General features: G+C 71.8%; 13 protein-coding genes. 4 read left to right on the forward strand and 9 right to left on the reverse strand.

Translation table 11 applies throughout. The features are described from left to right. The coding region (locus tag ACLQ2S_RS12995) for a hypothetical protein (RefSeq protein ID WP_425701750.1) at positions 1–667 on the forward strand (667 nt) is incomplete at its 5' end. A gap of 162 nt (positions 668–829) precedes the next feature. On the opposite strand, the gene ACLQ2S_RS13000 is transcribed toward ACLQ2S_RS12995, so the two are convergent. From ACLQ2S_RS13000 to ACLQ2S_RS13010, 3 genes are read right to left on the reverse strand one after another with little or no spacing between them, the layout of a single operon-like run. After that, positions 830–1,294 (reverse strand): hypothetical protein, encoded by a 465-nt coding sequence (locus ACLQ2S_RS13000; RefSeq protein ID WP_155220163.1) that lies wholly within the window; start codon positions 1,292–1,294, stop codon positions 830–832. Further along, positions 1,269–1,892, reverse strand: coding sequence for an RNA polymerase sigma factor (locus ACLQ2S_RS13005; protein ID WP_309223549.1), 624 nt, complete (start codon positions 1,890–1,892; stop codon positions 1,269–1,271). The genes ACLQ2S_RS13000 and ACLQ2S_RS13005 overlap by 26 nt, the downstream gene beginning before the upstream one ends. 17 nt (positions 1,893–1,909) lie before the next feature. Next, a complete protein-coding gene (locus ACLQ2S_RS13010) occupies positions 1,910–3,220 on the reverse strand; it encodes a S8 family peptidase (protein WP_309223548.1) in 1,311 nt (436 codons plus the stop codon). A 187-nt stretch (positions 3,221–3,407) separates the two neighbouring features. On the opposite strand from ACLQ2S_RS13010, the gene ACLQ2S_RS13015 reads away from it, so the two are divergent. After that, entirely contained in the window at positions 3,408–6,020 is a 2,613-nt protein-coding gene (locus ACLQ2S_RS13015) for a CHAT domain-containing protein (protein ID WP_155220159.1), read from the forward strand. 44 nt (positions 6,021–6,064) lie between these two features. On the opposite strand, the gene ACLQ2S_RS13020 is transcribed toward ACLQ2S_RS13015, so the two are convergent. Genes ACLQ2S_RS13020 through ACLQ2S_RS13045 form a run of 6 tightly spaced genes read right to left on the reverse strand, consistent with a single transcriptional unit; the run spans position 6,065 to position 11,945 of the window. After that, positions 6,065–6,964: a PmoA family protein gene (locus ACLQ2S_RS13020; RefSeq protein ID WP_425701751.1), complete on the reverse strand. Its 900-nt coding sequence runs from the start codon at positions 6,962–6,964 to the stop codon at positions 6,065–6,067. Then, the gene (locus ACLQ2S_RS13025; protein ID WP_425701752.1) at positions 6,961–7,572 is read right to left on the reverse strand and encodes a hypothetical protein; all 612 of its coding nucleotides are present in this window, start codon (positions 7,570–7,572) and stop codon (positions 6,961–6,963) included. The genes ACLQ2S_RS13020 and ACLQ2S_RS13025 overlap by 4 nt, the downstream gene beginning before the upstream one ends. Beyond that, positions 7,556–8,425, reverse strand: a complete 870-nt coding sequence (locus tag ACLQ2S_RS13030; RefSeq protein ID WP_375335358.1) for a carbohydrate ABC transporter permease — start codon at positions 8,423–8,425, stop codon at positions 7,556–7,558. The genes ACLQ2S_RS13025 and ACLQ2S_RS13030 overlap by 17 nt, the downstream gene beginning before the upstream one ends. A 14-nt stretch (positions 8,426–8,439) precedes the next feature. Continuing rightward, positions 8,440–9,423, reverse strand: coding sequence for a carbohydrate ABC transporter permease (locus ACLQ2S_RS13035; protein ID WP_309223546.1), 984 nt, complete (start codon positions 9,421–9,423; stop codon positions 8,440–8,442). A 31-nt stretch (positions 9,424–9,454) separates the two neighbouring features. Further along, positions 9,455–10,795 carry an ABC transporter substrate-binding protein gene (locus ACLQ2S_RS13040; RefSeq protein WP_155220153.1) on the reverse strand — a complete coding sequence of 447 codons (1,341 nt, stop codon included), beginning with the start codon at positions 10,793–10,795 and terminating at the stop codon, positions 9,455–9,457. Positions 10,796–10,814: 19 nt separating this feature from the next. Beyond that, on the reverse strand, positions 10,815–11,945 hold the full coding sequence (locus ACLQ2S_RS13045; RefSeq protein WP_155220151.1) for a LacI family DNA-binding transcriptional regulator: 1,131 nt from the start codon (positions 11,943–11,945) through the stop codon (positions 10,815–10,817). Positions 11,946–12,182: 237 nt separating this feature from the next. On the opposite strand from ACLQ2S_RS13045, the gene ACLQ2S_RS13050 reads away from it, so the two are divergent. Both ACLQ2S_RS13050 and uxaC read left to right on the forward strand, forming a co-directional pair. Beyond that, on the forward strand, positions 12,183–13,511 hold the full coding sequence (locus tag ACLQ2S_RS13050; RefSeq protein WP_309223545.1) for a Gfo/Idh/MocA family protein: 1,329 nt from the start codon (positions 12,183–12,185) through the stop codon (positions 13,509–13,511). A gap of 23 nt (positions 13,512–13,534) precedes the next feature. Next, a complete protein-coding gene (gene uxaC / locus ACLQ2S_RS13055) occupies positions 13,535–14,962 on the forward strand; it encodes a glucuronate isomerase (protein ID WP_309223544.1) in 1,428 nt (475 codons plus the stop codon). Positions 14,963–14,991 lie beyond the last annotated feature (29 nt).

The following is a 14,991-nucleotide window of genomic DNA, read 5'->3' on the forward strand; positions in this document are numbered from 1 at the left end:
CGCGGGGGGTGTGCGGGGGGCCTGGGGGGGTGGTTCCCCGGGTTGGGTGCGGGGTCGCGGGCTGCCCGCGGGGGCGGGCGCGCCCGGCGGCGACCGCACCATCCCGGTGTCCCCTGGGCCAGGTCACCTCCGGCTGCTCGCCCCCGGGGTGTCGAGCGTCGACCCGATGACCGCCGCAGATCCGGAGATCAGCACCAACACCCGGAACACCAACATCGCGTGGCGCACCGTCGACTCGGTACGCCTCACTGCGGGTGCCGGTCCGGTAGTACGACCCTTCGCCATCGGCAACTCCCTCACCGTGCCGTCGCGCCACGAGGTGATCTTCGTGGCGAACGAGTCGCTGCGAGCCATCGGTGGCCGGGTGCTCGTCGACCTCGGTCCGGAGTTGCTCGAGCGCTGGCGTGCCGGCGGTGCGGTCGGCACCGGGGTCCGGCTGGTCGGCCGTACCCGGGTGGAGATCGTCGAGACGACCTGGGCCAGCCTGGGCGAGATCATGCTGAAGCCCGGCGAGCGGACGCAGTTCTCGCTGCGGTTCTCCGCCGAAGCGGCCAGCGACGGGGAGTTGTGCCTCGCCGTGGTCCAGTTGGGCCCGAACAACAGCAGCAGCGCCGAGCGGGCCTATCTGGGCGGTGTGCAATACCTGATCACGTCGACGGATCACTAGACCCGCACCGGCTCGCGTGGCGAGCCGGTGCTCTGGAGGGACGGGGGTTCGTCCGGCAGCGGCGGGGCTGTCGGACGGACCCCCGTCGAAACTGCCGGGCGGACCCCGGCCACAACTGCGGACGGAGTCCCGTCGCAGCTGCCGGACGGATGTCCTGCCGCATCAGCGCAGGCAGATCCAGTCGGTCACCACGGTGAACCCGCCCGAGCAGGCGTGCAGTCGGACCGGACCGGGTGGCGGCGGGCCGAGCGAGAAGAGACCCACCTCGTCGATCGAGGTCTCCTCGTAGGTGCCGGTCGCGGTCCGGGCACTGACTCGGCCACCGTCGGCCGGGCAGAGCTGGCCGACGATTCCCGTGCCACCGACCTCGATCTCCATGACGATCGGACCGCCACGGAAGGACAGGTTCCGCGCCGAACCGGCCGATCGGGTGGGCAGGGCCGCGCCCAGCTCACCGGCGGAGTCGAAGACCAGCTCGGCGAGGGTCAGCTCGGCGTCCACCGTACGCCAGGCGAAGGCCGCCTGAGCGGCCCGGACGTGTTCCTCGGGCACCTCGCCGACGACCGCGAGGGCCGCGCGCAGTTCCGCGGCGAACGCGACGTCATCGACCGGCGGCCACTGCTCCATCGCGGTCACCTCCCTTCGTCGCGCCGGGTTGCCGGTCGAGGAACGGGGCGAGCGCCGCACAGGCGCGCAGCCGACGCAGGCAACGTGCCTGGGTCGGACCGATGCTGCCGACCGGTACGCCCAACCGTTCGGCGGCCTCCCGGTAGCTCAGCGGCGGATCGCCCGTCAGCATCGAGAGCACCTGTTGGCAGTGCGGTGGAAGCTGGGCGAAGCCCTCGCGCAGGGCCTGCCGCCGCTCGGCGAGCAGCAGGTCCTCCTCCGCCGACGGTGAACTGCCGTGGTACGCCTCGAAGGTGCCGCCGGCCGGGTCGACGGGTTGGGTCCGTCGTCCGAGGCGGGACATCCGGTAGCACTCGCGTCGGGTGGTGACGGTCAGCCAGCCGGCCAACGCGGCCGGTTCGCGTACCCGGTCGAGATGCTCCACCAGGCGCAGCCAGACCGTCTGGTTGACGTCCGCCGCGTCGACCCCGCCGAGGTCATGCCCACGGATCACCGCGTAGACCAGTGGGGTGTACCGGCGTACCAGCTCGTTCCAGGCCGACTCGTCACCGTCGGCTGCGGCGGCCACCAGAGCCGCGGCACTCTGCTCCGCCCCCACGACGCTCCCCGGAGAGATCATTCGACGAACACACCGTATCCGGGATGCCAGGATGGTGCCGCCAGCAACGCCGAGCGGGCCTCGTCGGCGCTGAGACCACCGGCGGTCATCAGGGCGGCGAGTCGACCGGAGACGTGGGCCGTCGCGAACGAGGTCCCGGCCCACCTGGCGAAGCCCTGGAACACCTGGGTCGGTCGACCGGGCAGCGGCAGCTGGCCCGTGACGTAGGTGCTGTCCCGTAGACCGAAGGCACAGGCGTTCACCCACGGACCGAATCCGCTGTAGTCCGCCGGTGCCGGGCCGGTCGGGCCCGACACGGCCGCGGCCACCGCGACGACCTGGTCCAGCGCGGCCGGCCAGAGTGGTCGGTCGATGCCGGCGTTACCCGCCGCCGCCACCACCACGGTGCCCTTCGGCAGCGCGGCCACGGCGTTGGCCAACGGCAACGGGGGCTGGTCGTCGAGGGTGAAGCCGCCCAGCGAGAGGTTCACCACCGACACCTCGGGCACCAGCCGCTCGAGGGCGGCCACCAGCATGGCCTCGTCACCGATGCCGGTCGGTGCCAGCGCCGCTTCCGGGTCGACGCGTACGCCCGGTGCCGCCTGCCGCACCACCCCGGCGACGAACGTGCCGTGGCCACCCTGTAGCGCGAGCACGTCGGCGTGCAGGTAGAGCGGATCCTCGTCGTCCGGCTCGGGCAGGTACGAACCGCCGAGCCAGGACGGATGGCAGACACCGGCGTCACGCCAGATGCCGGTGTCGCAGATGCCGACGGTCACCCCCGCTCCCTCGTCGAGCCGTTTGGGGTCGGGCGGCGCGAGCGCGGGGGCGACCCGGGGCGGCGACCCCGGGTTGCCCATGATGTTGCCCAGGCCGAGCAGCACGTGGTGGGGTTGGACCCGAGGCACCGGTTGCCCGGGCCACTGTCGTGGGTCGCGGAGCCTCGTCACGATCGAGGGCACGTCGACCTCGGCGGGGAAACGCAACCGGGTGACGCCCGCGAAGCGGTCCTCGATCGCCACCGGGTGACCACCGGCCTTAAGCCAGGCCACGACCCGCTGGACGTCGTCGGTGGCGGTGAGCAGTTGACGCGGCCGGTAGAGGATGTTCCGGCCGTCGGCGAGGTACTGCCGCACATCACAGTCGGCCTTCAGCGTCTCCTCGAAGGCACGCTGATAGGCGGCGTCGTCAGCGTCGTTGTCCTTGGCGCGGGCGGGTGTCGGACGCAGTCCCGCGCCGAACGGCAACGCCGCCGCGGCCAGGGCGGACGCCGCGAGCAGTTGCCGACGGGACGGTCGACCGGTCGGGATGGCCTGGTCAGGACGCACGGATCCTCCAACTGCGCGGAAGGGGGCACGCTCACCGGTGACCGGCGCGGCGGATGTCTCGCGAACCTTCTCACCGATTCTTCCAATCGATAGTCATAAGTCAATGGAGAGGGCGTCCTGTTCCGCTCCGCCGCGCGCCGTCACCCGACATTTGACGCTCGAATGTGGATGCTGAATTCTCTCAGCTATGCCTGACCGCGCCGGTGGCGGTGCCGGAGCCGCCCAGGCGGCGCTCGACCTCGTCCAACGCTGTCCCTCCGAGGCGATCACGATCGCCACCCGGGTACTCGCCACGACTGACGCCGATCGCGACGAGCGCGCCACCGCCGAGCGGGCCATCGGCCTGGCCCTGCGGGAACTCAACGACCTGCCCGGTGCGCTACGTCACCTGCGTCGGGCGGTCCGCAGCGCCGGCTCCGCCCGCACCGAGGCGCTGGCCCGGATGAGCCTCGGCTACGTGCTGGCCAACGCCGGGCGCACCGCTGCCGCGCTGCGTGAGGTGACCGCCGCGCTACCCGAGCTGAGCGGCGCGGACGCCGGCCGCGCCCGGATGCAGCGCGGAGTGGTGCTGCACTACCGAGGGCTGTACGACGACGCGGTCCGCGAGTACGGCCACGCCATCGACATCGCCCAACGTGAGGGGGACCGGCTGCTGGAGGCACGGGCCCGCAACAACCGTGGACTGCTCAACGCCCACCGGGGCACCGCCGCCGACACCGACGACCTGTCCCGGGCCGCGACGATGTTCTACGGTCTCGGCCTCGACCTGGCGGCGGCCGACGCGCGGTGGAACGGCGGGATCGCCGCCGGGCTGCGCGGTGACATCGCGGGCGCGCTGCGCTGTTTCGCCGCCGTCGGCGAGGAGTACCAGCGACTGGCCGTGCCCCGGCCGGCGCTGCTGCTCGACCGTTTCGAGCTGCTGCTGTCGGTGCCGCTGGTCGACGAGGCGGTGCAGGTCGCCGCCGCCGCGATCCACGAGTTGCGCAGTCGGGGCATGGCCTCCGACCTCGCCGAGGCGCTGCTGGCCCAGGCTCGGGCCGCGCTGCTCGCCGGTGACCTGGAGACCGCCACCGACTCCGCGGCGGCGGCCCGCACCCGGTTCCGTCGCCAGGGCCGACACACCTGGGCGGCCTTCGCCCGACACGTCGAGCTGCGCGCCGAGTTCCGCCGGGGCACCCGGTCGGCCGCGCTGCTGCGGGCGATGGTGCGTACCGCCGATCAGCTCGACGCCACCGGCTGGCCGGATCCCGCCCTCACCACCCGCGTCGAGGCCGGCCAGCTGGCGACGGAACTGGGCCGGAGCGGACCCGCGATGGCGCTGTTCGACCAGGCCGCCCGCAGTCGTGGTCGCGGCACCGCCCCGCGCCGCGCCCGAGGGTGGTACGCCCTGGCGTTGTCTCGTCGGCTCGCCGGTGACGAGGCCGGCGCGGCCCGCGCACTGGCGCGCGGGCTGGCCGTGCTCGACCGACACCGCACCTCGCTGGGCGCCACCGAGCTACGCGCCCACAGCGGCATGTACGGACAGGAACTGGCCGCCGAGGGACTGGACATCGCGATCCGGGCCGGCGCGCCGGCCCGGGTGCTGGCCTGGGCGGAACGGTGGCGTGCCAACGGGCTACGAATGCGCCCGGCGCTTCCCCCCAGTGATCCCGACCTGGTCGCTGCCCTCGCCGAACTCCGACTGGTCAGCGGCCTGCTGGAGGAGGCGGTGCTGACCGGGCGGACGGTACGCAGTCTGCGCGAGCGGCAGACCCGGCTCGAACAACGCATCCGGGACCTGGCCCGGCGGGTGCCCGGCGACGCGCAGGTGGTGACACCGCCGAGCGTCCGACGCCTGGCCGAACGGCTCGGCTCCCGCGTCCTGGTCGAGTTGGTGGCCCACGGCGACCGGTTGCGGGCGGTGCTGCTGCGCGACGGCCGCGCCAGCCTGCACGACCTGGGTCCGCTCGGCCGGGCGACCCAGCTGGCGCGCTGGCACCGGTTCGGGCTGCGCCGTCTGATCGTCAGCGGGGACTCGACCGCCGCACGGGCGGGCGCCGACCACGCCGCCGCGGCGCTCGACAGCCAGCTCTTCGACCCGATCCGGCGGCTGCTGGCCGACCGGTCGTTGGTGATCGTGCCGGTCGGCCCGCTGCACTCGGTCGCCTGGGCCGGGTTGGCCACCTGCGCCGGCCGGTCCGTCACCGTCGCTCCGTCGGCCACCGTCTGGCTCGACGCCGACCAGCGCGAGTCGTGCGCCGCCGGTACGCCGGTGCTGGCCAGCGGCCCACGGCTACCGGCCGGTCAGGCCGAGGTCGAGCGACTCGGCCAGGTGGTGCCGGAGGCCCGCACGCTGACCGGGGCGGATGCCACCGTCGCCGCGCTGACCTCGGCGATGAACCGGTCCGCGATGGTGCACATCGCGGCGCACGGCGCGTTCCGCGCGGACAACCCCCAGTTCTCCACCCTGGACCTCGCGGACGGGCCGCTGTTCGCGTACGAGTGGGAACGGCTCACCCATCCGCCCGCCTGCGTGGTGCTCTCCGCGTGCGAGTCCGGGCTGCACGGAGTCCGCCCGGGTGACGAGATCATGGGTTTCGCCGCGGTGCTGCTGGGGCTGGGCACCCGGTGCCTGATCGCCACCGTGCTACCGGTGCCGGCCGAACCCACCACCGCCCTCATGGTGGACCTGCACCGACGGATGCGGGCCGGGGTCCGGCCGGCGCAGGCGCTCGCCGACGCCCAGCAGGCGTTCGTCGCGGTCGGCGACGACATCGCACGGGCGACCGCGGCGGCGTTCGTCTGCCTCGGCGCCGGTTGACCCTCGCCCGTGCGGCCACCGGCCGGCAAGCCGCCGCCGCGCTCTCAGCCGTCCCGGGCAACCAGCCCGGCGGCGGCGTCCGGGTCGAGGCGACCGTCGACCACGACCACCCGGTGGTGCCCGTGTCGGCTGGTGCCGGCCGGGATGGTCACGGTCTGCTCGAAGGCGTAGGCGACGCACACCCCCGGGTACATGGTGGTGCGGACGAACCACCGGTCTCCGGGCGACAGACCGCTGAAGACCAGGGTGTACGCCGCACCGGTCGGGGCCCGCCCGCGCAGCGCCACCCACGGTCGGTCACAGCCGTTGACCGCCTCCTCGCCGACCAGCTCACCGGCGAACACCTCCGGTGGCTCGGCGGCCGTCGCCCGCCAGAAGAACCCCCCGTAGCCAGCGCCGCCCGGTCGGCCGTTGGTGGCCGGGCTGCCCAGCACGATGTCCTGCCCGGTGGGTGCGGTGAGGGTGCTCGCGAGGTCGAGTCGCCAGGCGGCCGGGTGGTCCGGCACGGCCGAGGCGGTGAGGGTGCGGCGTTCGGTCAGCAGCACCGCGCCGGTCGGATCGCACCAGCGCAGCCGCTGGTCGAGCCGGTCGGGTCTACGCTCCTCCCACCCGAGGTGGTCGATCCTTCCGTGGTCGCCACGCCACACGTATCCGATGTCCCGGACGTAGGTCCGGCCACCCCAGAGGTTGGTGCCGTTGACGTCCTGCACCGCCAACGAGGCACCGAGGTGCCAGACGTGGTCGGCGGGCAGGGCGTCGGTGACCACCGTGCCGGCCAGCGTACGGACCGGGTGCAGGTAGGGCCGCAGCCCGTGTTCGACACCCAGGTCGGGGGCGAGCACGTAACGGGCCACCGGCGTGTCGCCGACCAGCAGGTGCGCCGCCGAACCGCTGCCGGAGGCGTCGTCGTTGGGGCCGGGGGTCGTCAGGTTCGGCTCGGTCATGACAGCTCCACCCCGGCGAGCGGTCGGCGGCGGGCGACGGCGTGCACGGCGGCCAGCGCGTACCCGGCGAGGATCGGCACCGCGACCGGGGTGACCAGCACCCCCACCAGCAGCGCGACCAGGCTGGTGCCGGCCAACGCGGCGCAGGTGGCGGGGTGGTCGAGGCAGGCACGGGCGGCCCGGACGGTCGCCGACCGCCACCCGACACCGCCGGTACGCCCCACCTCGACCACGATCGCGGCGGCGTAGCCGAGCAGCGCCGCGGCGACGACGACGGTGAGCACCAGCGCCACCGGGCCGCCCGGGACCCGGCCGCTGACCAGCGCGGCCAGGTCGGCGGCGAGCAGCGCGACGGCGGCCACCCCGATCAGGACCACCGGTACGCCGGGCAGCAGCGCCCGGCCGAAGCGCGACAGCGTACGCCGGGCCGGCGGCCAACTGCCGGTGCTGAGCCAGTCGTGCACGGCCGCGCTGGCGGTGCCCACGGCGGCAGCCGAGGTGAGCACCGGTGCCGAGGCGAGCACGGTCAGGATGCCCAGCAACGCCAGGTCGGCGGCGTCGCTGACGGTGTCCCGCCAGTCACGGCTCCGGTCAGCCCTTGAGTCCACTGGTGTTGATCCCCTCGACGAGCATCCGTTGGAAGGCCACGAAGAACACGAACACCGGCAGCAGGGACAGCACCGCCATGGCGAACATCGGCCCGACCGCGCTCTGGCTGGTCGAGTCGATGAACAGGGTCAGCGCCACCGGAACCGTGTAGTCGCTCAGGTTGGACAGGAAGACCAGCTGCCGGAAGAAGTCGTTCCAGGTCCAGATGAACGAGAAGATCGCGGTGGTGACCAGGGCGGGACGGCTCAGCGGCAGGATCACGTGCCGGAAGATGCCGAACGCGTTCGCGCCGTCGATCCGGGCCGCCTCGTCCAACTCGCGCGGGATGCCGCGCATGAACTGGACCATCAGGAAGACGAAGAACGCCTCCGTGGCCAGGAACTGCGGGATCAGCAGTGGCAGGTACGGCCACTCCCCGCCGACCAGGCCGAGGGTGCGGAAGAGGATGTACTGCGGCACGATCAGCACGTGGCCCGGCAACAGCAGGGTGCCGATCATGACGGCGAACCACAGCCCCCGCAGCCGGAACCTCAACCGTGCGAAGGCGTACGCGGCCAGCAGGCAGCTCACCCCGTTGCCGACCACGGTGAGCAGGCTGACCATCGCGCTGTTGGCGAAGAAACGGGCGAAGCTGACGTCGAAGTTGCCCCACCCGTCGGTGTAGTTGCCGGGGGTGAAGGTGCGCGGCAGCAGGCCGATGTTGTTGACGATCTCCTGCGGCGACTTGAAGGAGGTGCCGATCATCCAGATCAACGGGTACAGCACGACCGCGACGATCGCCAGCAGCACGATCAGGCGCGGCCAGGAACGGCTGTGCGCCCGTCGCCGACCGGCCGCCACGGGCGGGGGCATGGTGCTCGTCGCCATCAGTGCTCCTCCCCGTCGGAGTAGTGCACCCAGAACCGGCCGGTGCTGAAGAAGACCACCGTGATGAGTGCGATGGCGATCAGGAACACCCAGGCCATCGCGGAGGCGTAGCCCATCTCCAGGTCGGTGAAGCCGGTGATGTAGAGGTTGAGCGTGTACATCAGCGTCGAGTCGACCGGGCCACCGGTGCCGTTGCTGAGCACGAACGCGGCGGTGAAACCCTGGAAGCCGTTGATGGTCTCCAGCACCAGGTTGAAGAAGATCACCGGCGAGAGCATCGGCAGGGTCACGTTGACGAACTGCCGGAACCTGCCGGCCCCGTCGACGGCGGCGGCCTCGTACAACTCGGTCGGCACCTGCTTGAGCCCGGCCAGGAAGATCACCATCGGTGCGCCGAACTGCCAGATGGCCAGCACCATCAGCGTCTCCAGGGCCCAGTCCGGGTCGTTGACCCAGGGCTTGCCCTGGATGCCGACCAGGCTGAGGAAGGAGTTGAACGCGCCCTCCCGGTTGAACATGTTGACCCAGACGATGGCCAGCGCCACGCTGCCGCCCAGCAGCGACGGCAGGTAGAACAGACCACGGAACAGCCCCACGCCACGCCAGGCCCGGTTGAGCAGGAGAGCCACCCCGAGCGCCGCAGCCAGTTTCAGCGGTACGGCGATCAGCGCGAAGCGGAGTGTCACCCCTACCGAGTGCCACCACGACGGATCGTTGGTGAACATCCGTTCGTAGTTGGCCAGCCCGACCCACTCCACCTCCGACCAGGGGGTCAGGATGTCGTAGTTGGTGAAGCTGAGGTAGAGCGACAACAGCATGGGTATCGCCGTGATGCCCATCAGGCCGATGAGCCAGGGCGACAGGAAGACGTATCCGGCCAGACCTTCCCCGTGCCGGATCCGTCCGGTCCCACGCCGGGTGGCGTCGGGCCGGACGGATCCGGTGCCGCGTCGGGTCGGGTCGGGCGCCGTGGTCAGGGCCACGAACTGCTCCTCTCCGAGGTGGTGCGGCGGGTCAGGAGGCGATTGCCGCCTTGCATGCCTCGACGAACTGGGCAGCGGCCTCGGCGGGCGTCGCCCGGCCGAACTGCGCGTTCTCGGCGGCCTTGGTCAGCTCGGCGCGGACCTTGCTGTGGCCCTTGATCGGCACCTGGGGCGACTCGCCGAAGGTCTCGGCCAGCTTGTTCTCCACCTCGATGGACTGCTGCATCGCCTCGTCGGTGGTGCCATCGCTGATCACCTTGCGAAGGTCCAGGTTGGACGGCAGGCCACGGTCGGTGCCGAGCAGCTCGACCGCCTCCGGGTCGTTCGCCAGGAAGTTGATCACGTCGACCGCGACGTCGGCGTTCTTGCTGCCCCGGAAGACCGACCAGTACATCGAGGCGCGGGCCCACTGCCCGCTGGGGTCGCCCGGGTAGGCGATGACGCCCAGCTCGTCGGCGGTGTTCTTCTTCAGCTCCGGCATCTGGTTGACCCACACCCAGGAGGTCGCCGACTTGCCGGTGACCACGAGCTGCTTGGTGATGTCGGTGGCGTTGCCCTCGTGGATGACGTCGGGGGGCGGGGTGGCGCCCCGGTCGCGGGCCCCCTTCCACAGCTCGAACCAGGCGGTCACGTCCTCGGCGGTGAAGCCGAGGTCATTGCCGGAGTAGAGGTCCTTGCCCTGCTGACGCAGCCAGACCCAGAACGCCTTGTAGTCGGCGCTCGGGTCCTGGGTGCCGGGCACACCGGTCTTCTTGCTGACCTGCTCGGCCCAGGCGATGTGCTCCTCCCAGCTCATCCCGGTGGTCGGCTCCGGCAGCCCGTTCTTCTCCAGCAGGGTCTTGTTGTAGACCAGGCCCTGGGTGTTCTCCCCGGCGGCCAGGCCGGCGAGTTTGCCGTCGACCACGCCGTACTGGAGCAGGCTGGGCGGGAACTTGCTGGTGTCGAGCTTGCCGGAGTCCTGGTACGACTTCAGGTCCAGCGTGGTGTTGCGGGCCGCGTACTCGGCGAGGAAGTTGTCGTCGATCTGGAAGATGTCCGGCGGGTTGCCACCGGCGGTGAGGGTGGCCAGCTTGTCGAAGTAGCCCTGGTTGGCCTGCCAGGTCTTCTCGAAGGTGACGTCCGGGTTCTTCTTGGTGTACAGCTCCAACGCCTGCTCGGTGAGCCCGGCCCGGGCCTCGCCGCCCCACCAGAAGATCGAGATCTTGGTCTTCCCGTCGGACGCGGCGTCGTCTCCGCAGGCCGCCGCGGCGCCGACCAGCGGCAGGGCGACGACCGCGGCGAGCAGGCCGCGCACCAACCGGCGGCGGAGCAGGGCGGTACGGTAGATGCGCCCGTCGGGCGCACTGTCGGTGGGGTGTGTTGCGGGGTGCATGTGCGCTCACTCCTTGGCGTTAGGAGGCGACGACGTCACCGGCGGCCACGATCGGGTTGCCCGGGTCCGCACGGCGATGCGGGCCCGGGCCAGCGGCAGCGGCTTCGGGACGTTCCGGGTCGGCGTAGGGGCCCGGCCCGGTGGAGTCGCGGATGACCAGCTCGGTCTGGAGCATTACCTGTGCGGTGGTGCGACGGACGCCGACGGCAACGCCGGCACCGCCGCCCCGCGCGGTGCGCGGCGCGTCGGTGTCCTGTTGCAGCAGCATGTCGACGGCCGTCCGGCCGGCGGCCGCGGTAGGTGTGGCCACCGTCGTCAATTTGGGGCGGGTGAGTCGGCTCAGCGAGATGTCGTCGACGCCGACGACGCTGACCTCCTGCGGCACCCGGACCCCGATCGCGTCGAGCCCCTCCAGGAGGCCGATCGCCATCAGGTCGTTGTAGGCGAGCACGGCGGTGACACCGGCCCGGCGGACCTGCTCCGCCTGGGCGAGACCGCCGGTCTCGGTGGGTGGGTTGGGGCCGATGACCGTCAGGTCCGCGCCGACGGTCCGGGCGGCGGCGTTGGCCGCTCGCCGGATCTCCCGGCTGGTCCATGAGCCACGTGGGCCGCCGAGCAGCGCGATCTCCCGGTGGCCCAGCCCGACGAGGTGCTCGATGGCCGTGCGGGCACCCTGCCCGACGTCCATCAGCACGCACGGCAGCCCGGCCAACTGCCGGTTCACCACCACCAGTGGCACCTCCCGGCTGAGCTGCTCGATCAAGCTGTTGCTCATCCGTGGGCTGCACAGCAGCACACCGTCGACCTGCTTGGCCAACGCGTGGACCAGCTCCTCCTCGGCCGCGGCGTCCTCGTTGGTGTCGGCCACGAAAACGTGGTAATCGCGGTGGCGGGCCTGGCTCTCCGCCGCCTTGATCAGTGGCGGGAAGAAGGGGTTGGCGATGTCGGCGATGATCAGCCCGATGTTGTGGGTACGGCCGGTGATCAGCGCGCGAGCGGCGCGGTTGGGCCGGTAGCCCAGGTCCTCGGCGCACGCGAGCACGCGCACCCTGGTCTCCGGATTCACCAGGTGGGGTGCCGAGAAGGTGCGGGAGACGGTGGAGATGTGCACGCCGGAGGCCCGAGCGACGTCCCTGATGGTGACTGGCATCCAGGCCCCCTTCGTCGATGTGTCGGCGGTCACGGGTGCCGCCAATTAATGCAAACGGTTGCTCCAGTGTCAACGGTGGATGATTACAGCTGTGTTTCGGCGGGCCGCTCACCATGCACAGGTATGCCCTCCAAATGGGGCAAAAGCCGCCGATTTTTGAACCGTCGTTGACGCGAGCCAATCGACCGTGGTTACTTCGGTGCAAAGGTTTGCAGAGAGATCGAGGAGGATCGCTAGGTGTCACCGCAACCTGGCAGACGGGCACGGCACGCCGTGGTCGGCACCGGCGCCCGCGCCGAGATGTTCGTCCGGGCGCTGGTGCGCGACCACGCCGACACCGCCGAACTGGTCGCCTTCGCCGACGTCAACCAGGCGCGGATGGACGCCCACAACCGGTGGCTCGGCGAGCTGGGCCACCGGCCGGTGCCGACGTACCACGCGGACGACTTCGCCGCGATGCTGGTCAAGGAGCACGTCGACGTGGTGCTGGTGACCTCGGTGGACGTCACCCACGACGCGTACGTGGTGGCCGCCCTGGAGGCCGGCTGCGACGTGGTCACCGAGAAACCGATGACCACCGACGCACCGCGCTGCCAGCGCATCCTCGACGCGACCCGGCGTACCGGGCGGCGGGTGACGGTGGCCTTCAACTACCGCTACAACCCGCTGCACGAGCAACTGCGCCGGCTGCTGGCCGAGGGCGCGGTCGGCGAGATCGGGTCGGTGCACTTCGAGTGGCTGCTCGACGTACGCCACGGCGCCGACTACTTCCGCCGCTGGCACCGCGACAAGGCCAACTCCGGCGGTCTCATGGTGCACAAGGCCAGCCACCACTTCGACCTGGTCAACTGGTGGTTGGACGCCACACCCGTGCAGGTGTACGCCGCCGGCAGACTGTTCTTCTACGGCGACACCGGTCGGCGGCACGGCTACGCCCGCGACTACGACCGGGCGCACGGCTGCCCGGCCGCCGACGACGACCCGTTCGCATTGCGGCTGGCCGAGCATCCCCGGCTGCGCGAGCTGTACCTCGACGCCGAGGCCGAGGACGGCTACCACCGGGACCGCAACGTCTTCGCCCCGGGGGTCAGCATCGAGGACGACATGGCGGTGCTGGTCACCTACTCCAGCGGGGCCACGATGACCTACCACCTCACCGCGTACGCGCCCTGGGAGGGCTACCGGGTGATGGTCAACGGCAGCCGTGGCCGCCTCGAACTGGAGGTCACCGAGAGCGAGTTCGTCAGCCCGGCCGCGGCGGGCGCGCTCAAGGGCGCCGCGCTGCACGGTGACCAGGCCGCCGAGGAGGGCGGCGCCGCCACGCTGACCCTGCGTCCCTTCTGGTCACCGCCACGACGCATCGAGGTCGACGGGTACACCCGCCACGGGCACGGCGGGGCCGACGCCCGGATGACCCAGGTGCTGTTCGGCGGCGTACCCGATCCGCTGCACCGCGCCGCCAGCGCCCGCGACGGCGCCCTGGCCCTGCTCACCGGCCTGGCCGCCAACCGGTCCTTCGACACCGGCGCCCCGGTACGGGTCGCCGACCTGCTCACCCTCGACTGACTCGACCACAGGAGCCGCTTTCCGTGCCCACCTCGACCAGACCCGACCTGCTCCTCCCCGCCGAGCCGGGCCAACGCGCGCTGGCCCGGGAGCTGTACGCGCTGGTGGCGCAGTTGCCCATCATCTCCCCGCACGGGCACGTGGACCCGACACTGCTGGCCGAGGACCAGCCCTTCCCCGACCCGTCCCAGTTGCTCATCGTGCCCGACCACTACCTGACCCGGATGCTGCTCAGCCAGGGCGTCCCGCCCGGCGAGCTGGGCGTACCCAGCCGCGACGGCAGCCCGGTGGAGACCGACGGGCGACGGATCTGGCGTCGTTTCGCCGACCACTGGCACCTGTTCCGCGGCACCCCGTCACGGCTGTGGCTGGAGCAGACCTTCACCGAGGTGTTCGGCGTCGACACGCGGCTCACGCCGAGCACCGCGGACGAGGTCTACGACGCCCTGGCCGCCCGGCTCGCCGAGCCCGGCTTCCGCCCCCGGGCGCTGTTCGAGCGGTTCAACATCGAGGTGCTCGCCACCACCGAGTCACCCCTGGACGACCTGGGTCGGCACGCCAAGCTGGCCGCCGACGGCTGGGGCGGGCCGGGCGGACGGGTGGTCACCACCTTCCGCCCCGACAACGTGGTCGACCTGGACTTCGAGGGCTGGTCGGCGAACGTCGACCAGCTCGGCGAGATCACCGGAGAGGACACCGGGACGTACGCCGGCTATCTGGCCGCCCTGCGCGCCCGCCGGGCCGCCTTCATCGCCGCCGGTGCCACCTCCTCCGACCACGGCCACCCGACCGCCCGGACCCTCGACCTCGGTGCCGACGCGGCGACGCTGTTCGACCGGGCGCGGCGGGGCGTGGCCGAGCCGGGTGACCCGGAGGCGTTCCGCGCGCACATGCTGCTGGAGTTCGCCCGGATGTCGCTCGACGACGGCCTGGTCATGCAGCTGCATCCGGGGGCGGTGCGCAACCACAACCGGTGGTTGTACGCCCGGCACGGCCGCGACGTGGGCGGCGACATCCCGCAGGTCACCGAGTACGTGCACGCCCTCGCCCCGCTGCTGGACGCCCACGGCAACGACCCTCGGCTGCGGGTGGTGCTGTACACCCTCGACGAGGACACCTTCACCCGGGAGCTGGCACCGCTGGCCGGTGGGTACGCCGCCCTGCTGCTCGGTGCCCCCTGGTGGTTCCTGGACTCCCCCGAGGTGCTGCGCCGCTTCCGCGAGGCGGTGACCGAGACCGCCGGTTTCTACAACACCGCCGGGTTCGTCGACGACACCCGCGCGTTCTGTTCCATCCCGGTCCGCCACGACGTGGCACGCCGCATCGACGCCGGTTTCCTGGCCCGGCTGGTCGCCGAGCACCGGCTGCCCATGGACGAGGCCGCCGAGACCATGGTCGACCTCGCGTACCGACTGCCGAAGCGGGTCTTCAAGTTCGGGGAGACGTGGTGAGCGCCAGGAGCGCAGCGCGGCGGGGCCCC

This window comes from Micromonospora sp. DT48 (genome assembly GCF_049844495.1).
In the GTDB taxonomy this organism is placed as follows: domain Bacteria; phylum Actinomycetota; class Actinomycetes; order Mycobacteriales; family Micromonosporaceae; genus Micromonospora.

What these genes read in the sequence shown, in the direction of transcription:
- ACLQ2S_RS13000 (WP_155220163.1), bottom strand. Translation starts at nt 1,294, where the DNA reads ATGGAGCAGTGGCCGCCGGTCGATGACGTCGCGTTCGCCGCGGAACTG.
- ACLQ2S_RS13015 (WP_155220159.1), top strand. Translation starts at nt 3,408, where the DNA reads ATGCCTGACCGCGCCGGTGGCGGTGCCGGAGCCGCCCAGGCGGCGCTC.
- ACLQ2S_RS13020 (WP_425701751.1), bottom strand. Translation starts at nt 6,964, where the DNA reads ATGACCGAGCCGAACCTGACGACCCCCGGCCCCAACGACGACGCCTCC.
- ACLQ2S_RS13030 (WP_375335358.1), bottom strand. Translation starts at nt 8,425, where the DNA reads ATGCCCCCGCCCGTGGCGGCCGGTCGGCGACGGGCGCACAGCCGTTCC.
- ACLQ2S_RS13040 (WP_155220153.1), bottom strand. Translation starts at nt 10,795, where the DNA reads ATGCACCCCGCAACACACCCCACCGACAGTGCGCCCGACGGGCGCATC.
- ACLQ2S_RS13045 (WP_155220151.1), bottom strand. Translation starts at nt 11,945, where the DNA reads ATGCCAGTCACCATCAGGGACGTCGCTCGGGCCTCCGGCGTGCACATC.